The 16,393-nt window shown below is 62.2% G+C and carries 20 protein-coding genes and 2 pseudogenes; 12 read left to right on the forward strand and 10 right to left on the reverse strand.

The genetic code is table 11. The features are described from left to right. Nucleotides 1–122: 122 nt before the first annotated feature. A pseudogene (locus KVY23_RS04620) lies at nucleotides 123–499 on the reverse strand (leucine zipper domain-containing protein); the annotation flags it as partial. Nucleotides 500–751: 252 nt separating this feature from the next. On the opposite strand from KVY23_RS04620, the gene KVY23_RS04625 reads away from it, so the two are divergent. After that, nucleotides 752–1,177, forward strand: a complete 426-nt coding sequence (locus KVY23_RS04625) for a DNA alkylation repair protein (protein ID WP_294634575.1) — start codon at nucleotides 752–754, stop codon at nucleotides 1,175–1,177. Here KVY23_RS04625 and KVY23_RS04630 read toward each other — a convergent pair. Further along, the gene (locus KVY23_RS04630) at nucleotides 1,158–1,553 is read right to left on the reverse strand and encodes a VOC family protein (protein ID WP_230555510.1); all 396 of its coding nucleotides are present in this window, start codon (nucleotides 1,551–1,553) and stop codon (nucleotides 1,158–1,160) included. The two genes, KVY23_RS04625 and KVY23_RS04630, sit on opposite strands and share 20 nt — an antisense overlap. A gap of 186 nt (nucleotides 1,554–1,739) precedes the next feature. Between KVY23_RS04630 and KVY23_RS04635 the strand changes: the two genes are divergently transcribed. Both KVY23_RS04635 and KVY23_RS04640 read left to right on the forward strand, forming a co-directional pair. Beyond that, nucleotides 1,740–2,063: a hypothetical protein gene (locus KVY23_RS04635; protein ID WP_230555511.1), complete on the forward strand. Its 324-nt coding sequence runs from the start codon at nucleotides 1,740–1,742 to the stop codon at nucleotides 2,061–2,063. Nucleotides 2,064–2,489: 426 nt separating this feature from the next. Then, on the forward strand, nucleotides 2,490–3,395 hold the full coding sequence (locus KVY23_RS04640; RefSeq protein WP_230555512.1) for a hypothetical protein: 906 nt from the start codon (nucleotides 2,490–2,492) through the stop codon (nucleotides 3,393–3,395). Nucleotides 3,396–3,572: 177 nt separating this feature from the next. Here KVY23_RS04640 and KVY23_RS04645 read toward each other — a convergent pair. Continuing rightward, nucleotides 3,573–3,764 (reverse strand): annotated as a pseudogene (locus KVY23_RS04645) (hypothetical protein); the annotation flags it as partial. Nucleotides 3,765–3,786: 22 nt separating this feature from the next. Next, the gene (locus tag KVY23_RS04650) at nucleotides 3,787–4,188 is read right to left on the reverse strand and encodes a DUF2510 domain-containing protein (RefSeq protein ID WP_230555513.1); all 402 of its coding nucleotides are present in this window, start codon (nucleotides 4,186–4,188) and stop codon (nucleotides 3,787–3,789) included. Between the two features lie 151 nt (nucleotides 4,189–4,339). Here KVY23_RS04650 and KVY23_RS04655 point away from each other — a divergent pair, with 151 nt between their 5' ends. After that, the gene (locus KVY23_RS04655; RefSeq protein WP_374108688.1) at nucleotides 4,340–4,471 is read left to right on the forward strand and encodes a hypothetical protein; all 132 of its coding nucleotides are present in this window, start codon (nucleotides 4,340–4,342) and stop codon (nucleotides 4,469–4,471) included. A gap of 27 nt (nucleotides 4,472–4,498) precedes the next feature. On the opposite strand, the gene KVY23_RS04660 is transcribed toward KVY23_RS04655, so the two are convergent. The 3 genes from KVY23_RS04660 to KVY23_RS04670 form a co-directional block, all read right to left on the reverse strand. Continuing rightward, nucleotides 4,499–5,143 (reverse strand): CAAX protease, encoded by a 645-nt coding sequence (locus tag KVY23_RS04660; protein ID WP_230555515.1) that lies wholly within the window; start codon nucleotides 5,141–5,143, stop codon nucleotides 4,499–4,501. 532 nt (nucleotides 5,144–5,675) lie between these two features. Next, the gene (locus KVY23_RS04665) at nucleotides 5,676–6,107 is read right to left on the reverse strand and encodes a hypothetical protein (RefSeq protein WP_230555516.1); all 432 of its coding nucleotides are present in this window, start codon (nucleotides 6,105–6,107) and stop codon (nucleotides 5,676–5,678) included. A 69-nt stretch (nucleotides 6,108–6,176) separates the two neighbouring features. Further along, nucleotides 6,177–6,836 (reverse strand): TetR/AcrR family transcriptional regulator, encoded by a 660-nt coding sequence (locus KVY23_RS04670; protein WP_230555517.1) that lies wholly within the window; start codon nucleotides 6,834–6,836, stop codon nucleotides 6,177–6,179. Nucleotides 6,837–7,025: 189 nt separating this feature from the next. On the opposite strand from KVY23_RS04670, the gene KVY23_RS04675 reads away from it, so the two are divergent. The 7 genes from KVY23_RS04675 (at nucleotide 7,026) to KVY23_RS04705 (ending at nucleotide 13,446) form a co-directional block, all read left to right on the forward strand. Beyond that, the gene (locus tag KVY23_RS04675) at nucleotides 7,026–8,228 is read left to right on the forward strand and encodes a cytochrome P450 (RefSeq protein WP_230555518.1); all 1,203 of its coding nucleotides are present in this window, start codon (nucleotides 7,026–7,028) and stop codon (nucleotides 8,226–8,228) included. Next, nucleotides 8,225–8,422 carry a ferredoxin gene (locus KVY23_RS04680; protein ID WP_230555519.1) on the forward strand — a complete coding sequence of 66 codons (198 nt, stop codon included), beginning with the start codon at nucleotides 8,225–8,227 and terminating at the stop codon, nucleotides 8,420–8,422. Before KVY23_RS04675 ends, KVY23_RS04680 begins: the two co-directional genes overlap by 4 nt. After that, nucleotides 8,419–9,567 carry an NAD(P)/FAD-dependent oxidoreductase gene (locus KVY23_RS04685; protein ID WP_230555520.1) on the forward strand — a complete coding sequence of 383 codons (1,149 nt, stop codon included), beginning with the start codon at nucleotides 8,419–8,421 and terminating at the stop codon, nucleotides 9,565–9,567. The genes KVY23_RS04680 and KVY23_RS04685 overlap by 4 nt, the downstream gene beginning before the upstream one ends. An 11-nt stretch (nucleotides 9,568–9,578) precedes the next feature. Further along, nucleotides 9,579–9,986, forward strand: a complete 408-nt coding sequence (locus tag KVY23_RS04690; RefSeq protein ID WP_230555521.1) for a hypothetical protein — start codon at nucleotides 9,579–9,581, stop codon at nucleotides 9,984–9,986. 240 nt (nucleotides 9,987–10,226) lie between these two features. Further along, on the forward strand, nucleotides 10,227–11,861 hold the full coding sequence (locus tag KVY23_RS04695) for an FAD-dependent monooxygenase (RefSeq protein ID WP_230555522.1): 1,635 nt from the start codon (nucleotides 10,227–10,229) through the stop codon (nucleotides 11,859–11,861). Nucleotides 11,862–11,920: 59 nt separating this feature from the next. After that, nucleotides 11,921–12,172, forward strand: a complete 252-nt coding sequence (locus KVY23_RS04700) for a WhiB family transcriptional regulator (RefSeq protein WP_230555703.1) — start codon at nucleotides 11,921–11,923, stop codon at nucleotides 12,170–12,172. 20 nt (nucleotides 12,173–12,192) lie between these two features. Beyond that, nucleotides 12,193–13,446 (forward strand): MCE family protein, encoded by a 1,254-nt coding sequence (locus tag KVY23_RS04705; RefSeq protein WP_230555523.1) that lies wholly within the window; start codon nucleotides 12,193–12,195, stop codon nucleotides 13,444–13,446. Nucleotides 13,447–13,672: 226 nt separating this feature from the next. Here KVY23_RS04705 and KVY23_RS04710 read toward each other — a convergent pair whose 3' ends face one another. Both KVY23_RS04710 and KVY23_RS04715 read right to left on the reverse strand, forming a co-directional pair. Next, nucleotides 13,673–14,395: a TIGR02206 family membrane protein gene (locus KVY23_RS04710; RefSeq protein ID WP_371829883.1), complete on the reverse strand. Its 723-nt coding sequence runs from the start codon at nucleotides 14,393–14,395 to the stop codon at nucleotides 13,673–13,675. A 171-nt stretch (nucleotides 14,396–14,566) separates the two neighbouring features. Continuing rightward, entirely contained in the window at nucleotides 14,567–14,977 is a 411-nt protein-coding gene (locus KVY23_RS04715; protein WP_075839852.1) for a RidA family protein, read from the reverse strand. Nucleotides 14,978–15,056: 79 nt separating this feature from the next. On the opposite strand from KVY23_RS04715, the gene KVY23_RS04720 reads away from it, so the two are divergent. Then, nucleotides 15,057–15,425, forward strand: coding sequence for a helix-turn-helix domain-containing protein (locus KVY23_RS04720; protein WP_230555524.1), 369 nt, complete (start codon nucleotides 15,057–15,059; stop codon nucleotides 15,423–15,425). Nucleotides 15,426–15,467: 42 nt separating this feature from the next. Here the strand turns inward: KVY23_RS04720 and KVY23_RS04725 are convergent, their stop codons facing one another. Then, nucleotides 15,468–16,220, reverse strand: a complete 753-nt coding sequence (locus KVY23_RS04725) for an SDR family oxidoreductase (RefSeq protein WP_230555525.1) — start codon at nucleotides 16,218–16,220, stop codon at nucleotides 15,468–15,470. Between the last annotated feature and the right edge of the window lie 173 nt (nucleotides 16,221–16,393).

A 16,393-nucleotide genomic window follows, 5' to 3' on the forward strand; every position in this document is an offset into this window, starting at 1 on the left:
GCAAACGCCCCGGGACCAAGACCACCTGACAGCCGAGCCCGTCACCGATATCCTCACCACAGCAGCACCCGGCATGGGGAATTACGTGACAACTACCCCTGGGGAATTACGAGACCGTCGACAACTGCCAGTCCAGTGTTCTGGTCGAGGTGGCGTAGCAGCGGCATTCGTAGCGGCGCGGGACGGCTCCGACGGTGCTGTGTGCCATGTGCAGGTGGTAGGCGATGCGGTGCGGTCCCCAGCGGCGAGTGAAGCGAAGGTTGATGATTCGGCGTTCGGTGCGTGTCGGTGTCCTGCCGGGGCTGCGGTGTGGCCTGCTCGAGCGATCGGCCATCGCCGCCTGCCCGCTGGCGCGGTAGCGGTCGGCCCATTTCTTCGCTGTGGTCGGTGAGACCTGGAACCGTTCGGCGGCCCGGCGGATCGACCACCCGTCATCGACGATCGATGTCGCGAGTTTCAATCTCCCCTTCGAGGTGAGCAAGACATTAGCGTGTGACACGAGGACCTCTCGGTTGTCGGTGCAGTTGTGGTAACCACACCGATACCGGAGGTCCTCACCTATCTGTCGCTGACGCGCCGTCCACAACGTCCCTGGTCACTGCACCTAGCACTCGAAAATGGTCGCGATGACCCCGACATGGAAATCGTCGCTCTCGTCGGAGAATCTCTCGATGCGATCAAGCGGACTCACTCCAGGTATTTTCGGGGCGGTCTGCTGTCCGACTAGCTCTGCTCGACCTTAATTTGGGACATTGTCGACTCGAGCGCCGAGGTTCTCGTCGGTGAGTGGCTGCGCGATCAGCCCGAAGCAGAGGCCGTGGCCGTGGCCACGCTTGATAGCCTCATTGCGAGTGAGAGCCTGTGGGAGCGCAGGGTCGCCATGATCTCCACACTCGCGTGGGTAAGAGCCGGAGACGCGGAGCCAACCTTCCGTGTTGCGCGGGCAAGTCTGCACGACACGGAACCCCTCATGCACAAGGCGAGCGGATGGATGCTGCGCGAAGCAGGCAAACGTGCCAACCGCTCCGAGTTGACTGCGTTCCTGGAAGAGCATGCGGGAGCGATGCCACGCACGATGCTCTCGTGCGCCATAGAACACCTCGAGCCGACCGAACGAGTCAGGCTGCGTGCCATCGCGCACGTAGCTGCGGACGCGCTCAGCGATGCTGATCGATAAGGATGACGTTTCCGTCGGGATCGGTCACGGTGATCGACCCCGGCCCGGATTCCGCCTCGATTGCAGGCCCCTCGGGGTGAACACCCCGCTCGACAAGGTAGCGCTGGATGTCGCGGACGTCGGTGAACGGCTCGACGTCGTGGGCTGCGGCATCCCACCCGGGGTTGAAGGTCAGGATGTTGCTCTCGAACATTCCCTGGAACAGTCCGATCACCGTGCTGTCGTTGCGGAGCATGATCCAGCCCTGCTCGGCATCTCCGCCGAACACTTCGAAGCCGAGCGCCTCGTAGAAGGCGCGGGATCGCGCGAGATCGATCACCGACAGGCTCACCGAGAACGCTCCGAGGTCCAACGCGACTCCCTCCTTGCCTGCCATACGCACACGATAGCACCGGCGGCCGGGGCGTGGTCGAGTTGCATCTACGAGATGCCTCTCGCATCTGGGATTCGGGACCTTAGACAAGCTCCATTTTCCCAGATCCGAGAGGCATTTCCGTGTCACGACGCCCCGCTCAACACCCGCCTCATCGGTGGATCGAGGTTTAGGTGGCACCTTGGGCCGATGAACGACGAGGCCGCAGCCGAGCAGGAGCCGGATGCATACTTCTGTCCCTTGTGCGGGGTCCCAGCAGGCACAGACCAGTGGTGGACCAAAGAGCAGCTCGAGTACGCTCAGGCCCGCGCAATACCGGAAGTCCTCGCTCAAATGTCGAACGAGACCGGGCTACGGTTCGAGCCGACCTCCGACGTCCCTGCGGCGATGACCGAGCCCAATGACATGGACATCGTGCAACCACCCTGCCACCCGCACGAGCCGATCAAGGTGCCGACGGATCACGAGCAACCGATCCATTGCCTTGTGTGCGGATCGACCTTCGCTGTCTGATCGTTGCCCGTGGCGGGCCGCCCGTTCGAGTTGCTGGTACAAACTCGCAGACAGAGGTTTGCATGACGGTCTGACTTGGGGATGAAGAACTTCGAAGCTCGTGCGGATGCCTTGGAGACCATCGACAACGGGAGAACGCCACGCCTTTTTTGGCGCTGCGGTGATTCTTCGATGGTCGGCCTGGGGACCCTGCCGATGGCGAACCGATGCGGGCTGGGAGAGGGACTACCGGTTGGATGACGGACCAACAGCGAGGTCGCAATTTCCGCGCCCGCTGCAGACGAATTTGGATCGGAAAAACCCAAACGATGCAGTGAGCTACGACGAATCGTCCTGACCGGACTGCACGCGCCGCGTTCTCAAGAGCTGTTAGCGTCGACCGCCCGCTGATCATCATCATGTGGCGGAAACGAGAAGGGACTTGCAATGGACGACGACCACATTCGGAAGCACGACTTGAACAAGGGGTTCGACCGGTTCATCGCTCGTCTGGAACGCGCGGTCGAACATCGCGACTCCCTGGAGCAGTACTGCAAACACGAGTCAGCGGTGGTTGTCGACTGCATAGCGCACGAGAATTTCGTCTCGGTGATGGTCAAGCAGGCCGAACCTGTGCCCTCGCGCGCGTCTACGGTCCTTAGCGACTGGCTTCACCAGGTCCGGGCGTCACTCGATGGGGCTTTCTACACTTTGGCCGCGCTGGAGACGGGTTCTTATCCACCGTCGCGTCCGCGTACACGAACATTTCCGATCCGCGCCACTGCTACCGAATTCGAGCAAATGCTCGCTTCTGATTCCAACCCAACAAAAGGAATGTCCGCGTCGACGGTAGAACGAATCGAACACTCGCAGCCCTATCACGGAAAGTACGGTGCTGATGGGGATAGCCTGCTGTGGATTCACAACATGTCCCGTATCGACCGTCATCGCCACTCCTTTGGACTAGCGTTACGCGTCATTCCTGACGGAGACACTGGCCTGAATCTTGACTCGCGTTCTCCTCGCCCGGTGGCCATCCGTTCCGGTCCGGAGAACGTGACGCTTAATGCTGATAGTGGCGTGCTGCTTGCCGAGATTGAGTACGAATCAGCCTCCAGCGCGGCCTGTGTCGTGCGTGAGGGGTGGGTGAAACCGCGCTTCATGTTCGGGTTGGAGGCGACGGAATGGTATGCAGACGCTGTTGCGCGTGACGTGTCTAAGAACATCAGAAATGACAGCCTGACAACGAGAATGCGTTTCTGCGAGTGGTTCGTTGCAGCACTGGTGAAGACACTATCGGACCAGGTAACGGCCGAACAAATTCACATACCGGAGTGGGTCAACGTCGGATGATTGGCCTACGGGGACACCTCCCCGGTGACGCAACCCGTTTGCCATCTTCGAACCTTGGATGCGGCACCCGTGACGTATTGCAGACGGCCAAGAGAAACCAATCATGGTTGCTGACCCCGCTGCGCAACAGCTTCGCATTTCGCTGTCGACGGTCTCGTAATTCCCTAGGGCTCGTTGTCACGTGATTCCCCATGCCGGGAGCTGCTGAGGTGAGGATATCGCTGGCGGTCTCGGTTGTCGGGCGGTCTTGGTTCCGGGTCGTTTGCGGGGTCGGTAGGACGGCCCGTCCGTGAGCACTTGATGGCTGGTGTTGATGAGTCGATCGAGGAGGTCGAGGAACTACTCAGCGACGACGGGTTTCGGGAACAACGATATCGCACCCGCGCATGAGCTACTGATCGAATACTCGGGTCAGCTCGTCGCGTTTGGTCGACATCTGGTTCTCGATCGAGATGGCATTTGCGACACCCAGGACCAAGGCCAGCACCGCCAATACTCGGATAATGACCGACGCTCCGAGGAAGAATGCCAACGCAGTACCCCCGGCAATCACCGCGACCGCGGTCCAGATGGGTCCGCTGCCGGTGAGGAGGCTAACTGACTGCGTCGACATCATGAGCCCTATCGCGATGAGCACGAAAGCCCCAAAGTTGACCGCCGTCTGGCGGCCCTTCCCGTTCTGACTGGACACCGCTGGAGCCGACTGGCCCGCCCACGACCGCCCGTCCCAGTAGACGTTCTTGGATGGATCAGATGGGTCTGGGTACCACCCCGGTGGGGGAGTTCGGTTCATCGGCCGAAGGTATCAGGAACTCCGCGTGGTTCTGCCAGCAAAGGATCTGTGTCTCTTGACTCCGAACGAGTGCGGGGAAACGTCCAGTTCCCGTCGGATGAGGAGGCGCTGGATGTTGCATCGACAGCCATCGGCTAGCCGCGCTCGGGCTATGGATGCTGCTCGGACTAGTAGTGCTCTCGACGGTGGCCGCAGTACCGATGAGACCCGAGCCGACCAGGATGCGTATGTCCGGGGTGAGATCGATATCGGCGAGCTCGGGTATCGGGTGCGTGGCCGGTAACGTTGTCTGATGACACTGGACGGGGTGTCACGGGCGTGTCGCCAGGAGGCCCTGAACCTGGCTTTTCGATGTGAGGTATGACGTCAGTTCCGGTGATATGTAGTTGGTGAAGCGCCGCATTCGTCTCAGCGAACCGTTGAGCTCGCTTCGGTTGACTGGTTCGTGGTGGGCGACGCGGTTGCGGAGCTTGCGTAGCTCATCGAGCCCCGAGTGGATCTGTTGCCGGTTGGAACCGGCAGGGAACACGTGCTGTAGGTGCGGCTGCCAAATGAGCGGCGCATTTCGTGAGCTGGTCATCAGTACCCAGAATCCGAATGTGAGCTCCGCCATCACTTTTCCGGGTGGAGCGCTGGGGCCGCCAGCGGCCCTGCGGGCTTTCTCTAGATCTGCATGGGTTCGTGTGGCGTGCGGAAACAGCAGAGCGGTGGAGCGCGTGTCGGTCCAGTGGTTGTCACCGTGGACACGAGCGCCGAGCAGCGCGAGGTTGTACATGTTGCGTAGGCCCACCTCAAGGTGTGCGAAGTCGTGGAGAAGTGCCGCGTTGACGCAGGTGTTCCACTCGTGCAGTGCGAGCGCCCGGATCCGGCTGCCGCCGGCGAGTCGCAGATAGGTACCGAAACGTTCGGGACTCAGCCACTGTTCGACCCAGGGGCCGGGTGCTTGTGTTGTCACGGTTGGCAGTCCTACCAGATGGGGCTATGATCGTCGTGCACAGGCCGGTGCTACGTCGCAGGACGTGACCCGGTTGAAGAAGTTCGAAGAACCCGGTATTCAGCTCATGCAGCTGACCCGGGTTCTTTGCTTTCGGTAGTATGCCGCATCGCAAGTATGCGGCTTGTTTGTCCGAGCGGACCGGCGTGCAACCCGGAGGTCGGTGTTTCAGAATCGTTCGAACCCATCACTTTCAGACGAGGTGGACTCGCGTGGCCATGACGGTCCGTTTGGACGATGGGGGACTCTGCGGGACGGTGGTGGCGTGGATTCACACGGACACTCGCGGTTGCTCGATTCGCCGAACGCCCACCTCCGCAGGCCTGTGGTGGGCTCTGCTATATCCAGATGAATTGTTGCCTCTTAATCAGCGGGTCCGGGGTTCGAATCCCTGACGGCGCACAAGTTATGCCCCTGTCCACCGGAAACCGCTGGACAAGGGCATCTTTGGATTGCGGCTTCGTTCGGGTCGAGTCGTCCCATCGGGCAAGACTCACGACCTGATCGCCCAATCGAGTGGTTGGTCGACGACTGTCGGCACCCACATCCGGTCGAAGACCGAGACTGTCGGCCAAGTCGGCGAGGAGGGCGCCGAGCGAGACCCACCGGCTTCCTCGGTTGCGGCGGCGTCGAACGCGGCCTGAATCCGGCGAGCGACCTCGTCGACGCTGGTCTGGGGATCCGTTACTTCCTCGACTTGCACATAGTTGCGTTGCACGTGCAGCGAGTTCCGGCTGTTGTACGTGCCCCCGTCCTGGGCCATGTACGCGCGCGCTTTCACGACCATGTCGCGCAGAGCCGCGTCGTGAGTGTCGGAGCGGCCGGCCAGCGGCACCGGCACGTTGCCGGCCTCCCTATGCAGGCTGATGCGCCACCAGACGTCGCCGACGTCGTCGAGTCGCAAATATGCGTCAGTGCTGTCCATCGGAGCGATCATGGCCCCGCCGAGCGTCTTCGACGCGGGTCGACGAACGTATCCCACGGACGCGATCGCCTACGTTGTCCGAGGGTCGACGGCGGCGTGCACTCCAACGCCGTAGGAGCTCGGAAGGTCACTGCTGCACAGTCGTTGGGCTTCGTCGTCCGAGATCCCTAGTGCTCGCAGTACACGTGCAGTGGTCTCGTCCACGGTCGCTTCCTCGTCACGGTCGGGTGCGGCGAGCAACAGTCGCCCCATGGACAGCAGGGAACCTGCCACCAGCGCGAGCGCGAGATCGGCATCCTTCACATCGAACCGGCCGTCGCTGGCCGCCGACTCGATATCGCGGCGCGATCGTGGCGCCAGGCCCCCGGCGGCGGCGACCGCTGCAGCCTCGGAGTTGAGCAGAACGCGACTCAGCTGAGGCTCCAGGCGGAACAGTCGACCGGACAACCGGAAGGACTGTGTGAATTTCTCGACCGGATCATGCAACTCGACTGTGAGCGAGTCGAGGTAGGCCCCCACGGATTCGAGGGACGAGTCGACGGCCGCCTGCCAGAGTTCTTCTTTGCTCTCGAAATAGTTGTAGAACGACCCGTTGCTGACGCCGGCTGCTTGCGTGATCTCCAGGACAGGTGCGTTGGTGTTGCCGCTTGCGAGAAAGCCCTGTGCGGCCCGGACGAGGGCGGCCCTGGTGCGTGCCTTGCGGCGTGCTGCTCGGCTGACTTCGGTCACGGTCGGCTCTGCTCTGTACCGGGCATGACATCAGCTTATCGCCGCGAATTAATGACGATTTCGTCAAAAACCTTGACTGTCGACGCTCTCATGGGTGACGATATCGTCAATAACCAAGAGTGGGTACGCCCGCAGGCCCGACTGCCGGGCCGTCGTCCGCCCTTCCCAAGACAGCACCGAGGACTTGCAATGACATATGCTGTTTCGATTCCGCAGTACCGCGCCGACATTTACTCCACCGACGCCATCCTGGACCCATATCCGCATTATGCGAGGTTGCGGGACCTGGGTCCGGTGGTGTGGCTCTCGCGGCAGCAGGTGTTCGCGGTTTCGCGCTATGCGGACTGCAAGGCCGTGCTGCTAGACGACGAGACCTTCATCTCCGGGGACGGAGTCGCGCTCAATCCCCTGGCCAACAGGCTCGGACGCGGGACGACCCTCAACAGTGACGGCAGGGAGCATTCGAAGAAGCGCTCGGTTCTGGCTCACCGCCTGACTCCGAAGGCAGTTCGCAAGATGACTTCGGCAGTCGAGGACAAGGCGGAGTGCATCGTCGACGCAGCCCTGAACAAGCAGATCGTCGACGGTGTCGATGACCTGGCGACTGCGTTGCCCATGTCGGTGGTCCCCGACCTTGTCGGATGGCCGCAAGACGGGCGCGAGGACCTCCTACGCTGGGCCGGGGCAACGTTCGATTCACTCGGACCGATCAACCGGCATTCGATCACTGCGGTGAAGGCTGCCACCGAGATGCTGAGCTTCTCCAAGCGTGTGGTTCGCGAGCGGTCGGTAATCCCCGGAAGTATGGGCGACGACGTACTGACCGCGGCCGACGAGAACCGAATTGGTCGGTCGGAGTGCCCGGCGCTGATGATCGACTACCTTGGACCATCGCTCGACACCACCATCGGAGCGATCTCTGGAGCGCTCGACCTGTTCGCTCGGCATCCCGAGCAATGGCGGGCCATCCGGCAGAATCCGGACCTGATCCCCAATGCCGTCAACGAGGTGGTCAGGTACGAGTCGCCCATCCGAGCGTTCTCACGCCTAGCTGTGCGCGACGCGGACGTCGACGGGGCGAAAATTCCCGCAGGGGCACGCGTACTGGTGATCTACGCCTCCGCGAACCGAGATGCGCGAGAGTGGGAAGACCCCGACACATTCGATATCACCCGCGATGCTGCCCGCCAACTCGGCTTCGGGTCGGGCATCCACGGGTGCGCCGGTCAGGGCCTGGCGCGACTCGAGGCGCAGACCATGCTCCGAGTGCTCGCACGGCGAATCGAACAGTTCGTCCCCGCGGGTACGCCGACACGGGCCGTCAACAACATCATTCACCGATTCGAACGATTGCCGCTGAAACTGGTTGCTGCAGAAGGGATACAACAATGAGAATCGACGTCGACTGGGATCGATGCGAGGGCCACGGGATTTGCGCCGACCAAGCTCCCGAAGTGTTCGCCCTGGACGACGAGGGCGAGCTTCACTACGCCTTCGACAACGGCGACATCCCCGACGATCTTGCCTCCTCGGTGCGGTCGGCGATCGGCGCGTGCCCGGTCGCGGCGCTGCGCGAACACACGTGAGCACGTTCGACCGCCGGATTGTCATCGTCGGAGACTCGATCGCGGGGTGCACCGCGGCCCGGGAGCTCCGCGCCCGAGGACATCGAGGCCCGCTCACCATGATCGGTGCCGACGCCGACGGTTGCTATGCCCGGCCGCCACTGTCGAAGCACGTCCTGAAAAGCGAAGCGGCAGAGGCCGAGAGGTGGGACCTGTCCGATCTCCACATCACGTCGATCGTCGATCGTGCTGTATCGGTGGACACCGATACTCGCACCGTCACGACTGTGAGCGGTGCCGACGTGCCCTACGACGCCTTGATCGTGGCCACCGGTGCCGCCGCGCGCCGAATCGCAGCCCACGGTCAGGCGGGCGAGACGGTGTTGCGCACGTTCGCCGACGCCCGTGCGCTCGGATCTCGCCTGAACCAGGCACGGACCGCCATCATCGTCGGAGCCGGCTTCCTGGGCATGGAGGTCGCCAGCACCTGCGCATTCCGCGGTATCGAAGCCACGGTCGTCGACATCGATGCTCCACTCGAGCGGCTCCTGGGTTCGTTTCTGTCCGAATCGATTTTGTTGCGAGCCGAATCCGCATCAGTGAATTTCGTCCGAGTCGACAGACCGGTCTCCCTACTTGGCAATCCCGTCGTCGGTGTCGAGCTCGCGGAGCGGACCCTCGCAGCCGATCTGGTCGTCACCTGCGCCGGGGATGTGCCCGAGACGAGTTGGCTCGACGGAACCGGTATCTCCGACCGATACGGCGTCGGGATCGACGAGCGTTGCACAACAACGGTATCCAATATCTTCGCCGCTGGCGATGTTGCCTACTCGCGCACTGCGCCGGCTCAGGTTCGGTCCCCGTTTTGGTCGAATGCCGTGGCACAGGGCAAAGTTGCAGCGGCCTCCGCTCTCGGTCTCGATCCGACGTGCGCACCCACAGACGACTACTTCTGGACCGAGATCCTGGGTCTGGCTATCAAGGTCGTCGGTCCCCTCCCTCTCCATGGGGACCCGACCGTCCTCGAAGGATCCGTCGACGATGGATCTGCCCTACTGCAGTGGAATCACGACGACGGCCGCAAGACCATCGTGGCCTTCGGTATGAAGAAGCCCGTCGGTCTGCTCCGACGATTGGCTCGCGAGAGTGCTGTCCCGACTACTTAAGGAATTCACCCATGGTTTACGGCTCCACATTGCCCGGGAATTCTTCCGGCCTCGTTCGATTCCTCCCCGAGATCGTCGGAATTGCCCGTGCCGCAATCGGAATTGCCCATATGGCCGCCCCCACCCGAGCAAACGAACTCCTTGCCGGTCCCGACGCCGCAGTTTCGACCACGCGTGCTGCCGCACGCACCTTCGGGATCCGAGAAATCTACATCGGAGGGGGACTGTACGCAGCGACGAAATACGCACCCAAGGCAGTGCGACCGCTGCTTCGCGCCGGTGTGGCCGTCGATGTCTGGGATACCGGTGTATTCGCCCTGACCGCCTACTTGCCGCGCCGCACGCGGGTGGCCGGCTGCGTCATTGCCGGTGGGTTCGCGATTGCCGGTGTCCTCGCAGAATTGCAGCTGGACCGGTAGAAACAAGGGACTGTGTCGGTGGTTCTCGAACCCGTACGCATAACTGGCACATGCGCACTCGTTTGTCCGTGGTCAGCCTTGCATACCGGCGGAGCGGTTCACGAACCCGACGACGGAATGAACCGCAGAGTCTGCACTGATTGCACTTGACGCGCCCTTTGCGCGCCACCGGCGAGTCGCCGGGCGTCCACTCGGACACCGCCATTGCGGACCCGTACAGATCACTCAGAAGGAATGCGCATGATCAGCAACAACATTCGTCCGCTCCGAGACGTCGATGTCGATGTCGTCATCATCGGGTTGGGTCCGACCGGAGCGACGGCTGCGAATCTTCTAGGACAGCGGGGCATCACCACTGCGGTGATCGAACGCGACATCTCGATCTATCCGCGCCAACGAGCCATAGCCTCGGACGAGGACGCGCACCGTGTCTGGCAGGGGCTGGGTTTGTTCGACGACATGCTGGCCACCATGTCCGCTGACGTCCGCGTGCATTTCAAGCACGGCGGCAAGACGTTTCTGTCGATGTTCTCGGCGGAGAGTCGCGATCAGGGTGTGCCGGGTATGGCTTACTATCACCAACCCGAGCTCGAACGCGTATTGCGTGAAGGAATCGCCCGGTTCCCCTCTGTCACCGTTACATCGGGTTTCGAAGCAGTCGATCTCAGCCAGGACGCCGACTCGGTCACCATCACCCTGCGTCCCGTCGAAGGCGGCGGTGACGACCAGCTGATCAGGTCGCGCTATGTGATCGCCGCCGACGGTGGCTCGAGCGCGATACGCAAGTTGCTCGGTATCGCTCTGCCGGGCAAACACATCGAAGAACCGTGGTTCGATATTCAACTGCGAGCGTGGTACGACCTTCCAGCCGATGCTCCGTTGGATTTCACTTTCATTTCCGACCCCCGGCGGCCTGGTGTGGACTGCCCGTGTCCGATGGGCTACCACCGTGTCGAGTATCGGGTCAACAAGGGTGAAACAGTTGAGCAATTGCAGACCGAGGCAGGCCTTCGTGGTCTGCTGGCCGAACGCGGAATCGACTACGACCAGGTCGAGATATTCCGTAGCTGGGGTTACACCTTCCATATCAGGCAAGCTGAACGGTGGAGCAAAGGGCGGGTTTTCTTGGCCGGGGATGCCGCGCACATCATGCCGCCGTTCGCCGGACAGGGCGTGTCGTCCGGTGTCCGTGACGCCGCGAATCTCTGCTGGAAGCTCGATGCAGTGCTCAACGGTAGCGCCGATGCCGAACTACTGCAGACATACGAATCCGAGCGCCGACTCAATGTCGAACAGCTGACCAACTTTTCGCTACGCATCGGCCGCATCGTGATGCTCGAGAACGAGGCCGCAGCACGGGTACGCGATGGTCTCTTCGTGGCAGCGTCGAAAGTGCCAGGTGTATCGCGCCTGCTCGCGGGCAATGGGCTCAAGCCGTTGTACAAACTCGGCACCAAGGGCGGGTTCTTCGGTATCGCTCCATTGCGACGTAGTCCACGCGGAACCTTCATCAAACAGCCGTGGGTGGTTGGATCGGACCTCACGCCCGTGCGCCTGGACGTCGTGCTCGACAACAAATGGACCTGGGTCGGGTTCCCTTCGGCACCGATCCCAAGACAGCTGGCCAGGGCCGGAGTTGCCGAGGTGAAGCTCGAATATGCGTCGGCGATTGCCAGCCACAAGGTAGGCGCGGGCCATTTCGTGGACAGCGAAGGTGTGCTCGAGCGACAGATGCGCCGTGCCCGTGCCGACGGCTTTCTTGTCCGGCCCGACCGGTTCATCTACTGCAGCGACCGCGAGTTCGCCCCGGGAGATCACCGCAGGGTGGCCGCGGCCGTGGTGGGTGGACTGCACGTAGCTGAGAACCGGGCCTGATGCTCACCGGGCGAGATCAACCGCGCATCGCCGATGCACCCGAAGATGGGTCGTGGCGCATGCGCGGTGCCTGTCGCCAACTACCCAGTGACATCTTCTTTCCCCCGCCCGGGAATCATCGGTTTCGATTGGAACGGCAGGCCAAAACGATCTGCGCACACTGCCCCGTCCTCATGCAGTGCCGAAGCTACGCCATCGCACACCAAGAACCACACGGTATCTGGGGCGGCCTGACGGCCAGCGAGCGAAGCCGGACGGCACGCGCAGTCCTGCGCGGTAGATCGCGACCAACACTCAGAAAGACAGACTGATATTCGATGGGGATGACGCTGTGGCCACTCGACTGGTAAGGATTCAGCTGATCGCATTCGTGGTCGTCGCGGTCATCGGCATCGTCTATGTCGGCGGCACATACGTCCGAATCGACAACCTTCTCGGTTTCGGGCAATACCGCGTGACCGCGGAGTTCGCAGACTCCGGCGGCATCTTCACCAACGCGGAGGTCACCTACCGGGGTGTGCCCGTCGGGACCGTCGGCACCTTGTCGTTGACCCGCGCCGGTATCGATGTGGAGCTGTTGCTCGACACAGGAGGCCCGGACATTCCTACCTCGGCGCTGGCCGTGGTGGCGAATCGATCGGCCATCGGCGAGCAGTACGTCGATCTACAGCCCGCAAACAGCGACGGACCTTTCCTCGCGGAGGGTGCGATCATTGCTCCCGCGGACACTCGAACGCCCGTACCGGTCGAGAACGTATTGGCCAGCACCGATCAGCTCATCAAGACCATCCCATTGGACAACCTCACTACAACGGTCAGGGAACTCGGAGCGGCGTTCGATGGCAAGGGAGAAGATCTTCAGGTTCTCGCGGACTCACTCGGCACTTTGTCGGAAACAGCAGAGGAAGCACTGCCCGAGACGCTCGGACTCATCCGGGACAGTCGAACAGTGCTCGACACCCAGTCCGAGCAGTCGTCGGCGATCGGACAGTTCAGCGCAGACCTGAATGTTCTTACGGCACAACTGCGCAGCAGCGACCCCGATGTTCGGCGCCTGATCGGGACCGGCACGGATGCAAGCGACCAGATCGGCGCACTCGTTGCCGACGGCGGTCCGGCCCTGACCACGAACCTGAACAATATCGATTCTGTCACCTCGCTGTACGCCCCAAAGGCGTTCGCTCTCAGGCCTTTGCTTATCTTCTTGCCGTCTATATCATCGGCCGCGCACACCCTCGTCCAAGGCGACGGCTCCATCCACCTCAGCTTTGCTGGTTTGGAAGTCAACAACCCGCCGCCGTGCACCATCGGGTACGAAGCGTCGCAATCGATCCTGGATGCGGAGCAGGCGAAGAACCCGAACTTCGATCCCACCCGAGAGGACTACCCGTTGAACTTGGAAGCGAACTGTCTGACGCCTCAGGGAAGCGTCACCGGTGTCCGTAGTTCCAGCCGCATCGTGTACGCAGATCCAGAAACGCCGCAACCGTGGGACAACAAGCCGAAGGTGGATCCGGACAAGCTCAACCTGAATCCCATCGCTACACAACTCGCACCCCTGATCGGGGTCACCCCGCGTAGGTAGTGCGCAAGGGGCCTCGAGATCGTCTACCGTGTTCGGCACATCGACCAAGGTCTCGCGTGCACGGCACCCAGATCTATCGGTATTGATCTCATTCGCGCTGAGCAGTGGTACGGCACTCAGATGACGGACTCCGGCGGGGGAATTCGGTTTGTCAGGGTGATGGGACCACCTGTTTGCCAGAGGGTAGTGACCACTGTGGCGCCGGAAGCCCGACGACACGGTCGACCTACGTCGGTCTTTTCATCAGTGACCACGGCCAGGTCATCGCGGCCCACACAGTGGCGACGAGCGCGGAACCGATCAGCAGATACACCGGCCACGGGCCCATCAGGTCCAGCAGTGACGCGTTGGCCGGCTTCCTGTTGAGGAAGCCGTAGTTCGTTCCAGCGATGGTGTTGAACGTGATGGTGATCCCGACCCACACCGCGGTCACCGTCACCGCGGTCCGGTAGCTGCGCCACGTCGGCCGCATCCTTCGCCCCCAGGTCAGATAGATGGCCGCCCACACGACGAGTAGGTGAATCGCCCAGAATCCGAGAAATTGGTAGTGGGGGAAGTCCGGACCCGTCAGGACCGGCGAGATCAGGGCCTGCACGCTGAGCACAAGGCCCCAATAGTAGGTGAGCGCGAAGGCCCATTGTCGCTGCGACCACAGTGCATAGGCTGCGGACAACGTCGCCAGGTCGGTGAGGTGCAGCGGGACAGACCCGTCGATACTGGGCGGAATCAGCGCGTTGACCGACGCGCCGAGGTAGAGCAAGGCGGTCAGAGCCCCACCGATGCGCCCGAACCGTCTGGCCGCAGTTTCGGTCTGCCGGCGTCCAAGCCAAATCAGCAGCACCGCACCCACCGCAAACACAGCGATCGCCGACCAGTACGACGGACCGTATGCCACGAACTCGCGTGCTGTGGAGGTCAACTCGGCGGCCCCGCCAACAGGGCTCGCCATGAGCCTGGCTGAGCAATCGACAATGCCTGCACCCGCGCCGGTCGCGGAAAGCAGAGAAGGCAACCAACGCGCCACCTCAGGAACACCAGCCAGACGGTACCCGACACCTTGTCGGTGAACCAGATCATGAGCCCATTTCCGGTACGCCCGTCGTGACTATGCCAGCGACCCTCAGTCGAGAATCGCCGTTGCCTCGACCTCCACGAGCACGTCCGGCTCGAAGAGGTAGTCGACACCGATGAGCGAGGCCGGCGGCATTGGCAGCGACAGTCCGATTTCGGCAGCGACTTGTTCGACGCCAGCCATGAACTCGGCGATTTTCGCAGGTGCCCATTTCGTGACGTAGAACGTCAACCGCAGAACATCGTCGAACGTGGCGCCCGCACCCGCCAGTCCGGTCGCGGTGTTTCGCAGCGCCTGTGCAACTTGTCCCGCAAGGTCGTCGACGGCCACGGGAGTCCCGTCGGACAGGCGTGCAATCTGCCCGCTGACGTGCACGTGGCGCGTGCCCGTCCCCACTGCGACGTGATGGTAGGGCACGTGCTGGGTCATGCCCTCGGGGGTGAGATATGCGACGGACACGGTTTTCTCCTCTGTAGATCCGGTTAGGTATAACATTGATACCTGGTACACGGAGGACACTTCAAGGAGACGTAGTTTCATGACCGATACCTCGGATGCGCAGGGCGAGCTCACGATCAGCGCACCCCATCGTGAGTTGCTGGATCAGGTGCTCGACAAATGGTCGCTGGCCGTCCTCAACGAACTCTGTGAAAAACCCTGCCGTTTCAACGAATTGCGCCGCGCGATACCAACCGTGACGCAGAAGTCGCTCACCGCGACACTTCGCAGGCTTGAACGAAATGGAATCGTCGAGAGGGTTCTACTGAGTTCGCGCCCTGTCGCCGTCGAATACCGAATCACGCCACTGGGGAAGACGCTGAGGCCGCCGATCGACGTGATTCTGCACTGGGCAACCGAGCACATGTCTGAGATCGAACGAGCTCGCGAGAGCTTCGACCTCGGGTGAGAACGGCTTTGTCGGCGCTCGACGAGCTTTGCCGTCGATGGTTCAGTCGGATTCGGCTGGCGTCGCCAGCACCATTCCGGTTGTCGCGCCGCCGTCCACGACGAATTCTGACCCAGTGGAATACGTCGCCTCGAAGACGATGAAACGCACCATGGCCGCAACCTCCTCTGGCTCGCCGAATCGAGGGATGGGCTGATTCGCCGCGGTCTCATCGCCGAAACCGGCCGTCATCGGAGTACGGATCGGACCCGGATGAACCGAACAGACCCGCACCCCGGCAGTACTCAAGTCCAAAGCCGCTGCCTTTGTCAGCCCCCGCAGCCCCCACTTGCTCGCAACGTAGCCGCCGAGGCTCGAATATCCCATCAAGCCCGCTGTGGAGGAAACATTGACGATCACTCCGTCGCCCGCACGCCGCAGCAACGGCGCGGCCACATGCATCCCCAGCCACGGACCGTAGAGATTCACATCGAGTATGTGCCGAAACGACTCCGGACTCTGCTCGTCGATACCGCCGAGGGCCAGGATGCCCGCGTTGTTCACGAGAATCGCAAGCGGGCCGAACATCGTCTCCGCCTCCTCCAACAGCACCTCCCAATCCGCCTTCTCGGTCACGTCGAGGTGGCGGTAGCGCACAGCGTCGCCGAGAGACTCGGCAAGACGCTCACCTTCCTCGTCGAGCACATCTCCGACCATTACCCGCACACCGCTCTCGGCCAACGCGCGGACCACTGCCGCACCGATCCCACGCGCACCGCCCGTGACCACCGCACTTCGACCCTCGAATACGTTCATCGCTGCAGACCTCCCGTCGTCGTTGTCCCTGTACCCGCAGAGCCTGACACGACAACCGACCCGCACAGGATGGCCGAAAGTCACCAATCCGATGACCTCCCTCCGGGGCCCACGAACCCGGCCTGGCACCTCGTTGATGCGAGCGTGCAAGGTGATCGTCCTCGTCGCGGTCG

Origin of the sequence: Rhodococcus sp. I2R, from assembly GCF_020889545.1 — a bacterium.
In the GTDB taxonomy this organism is placed as follows: Bacteria; Actinomycetota; Actinomycetes; order Mycobacteriales; family Mycobacteriaceae; genus Rhodococcoides.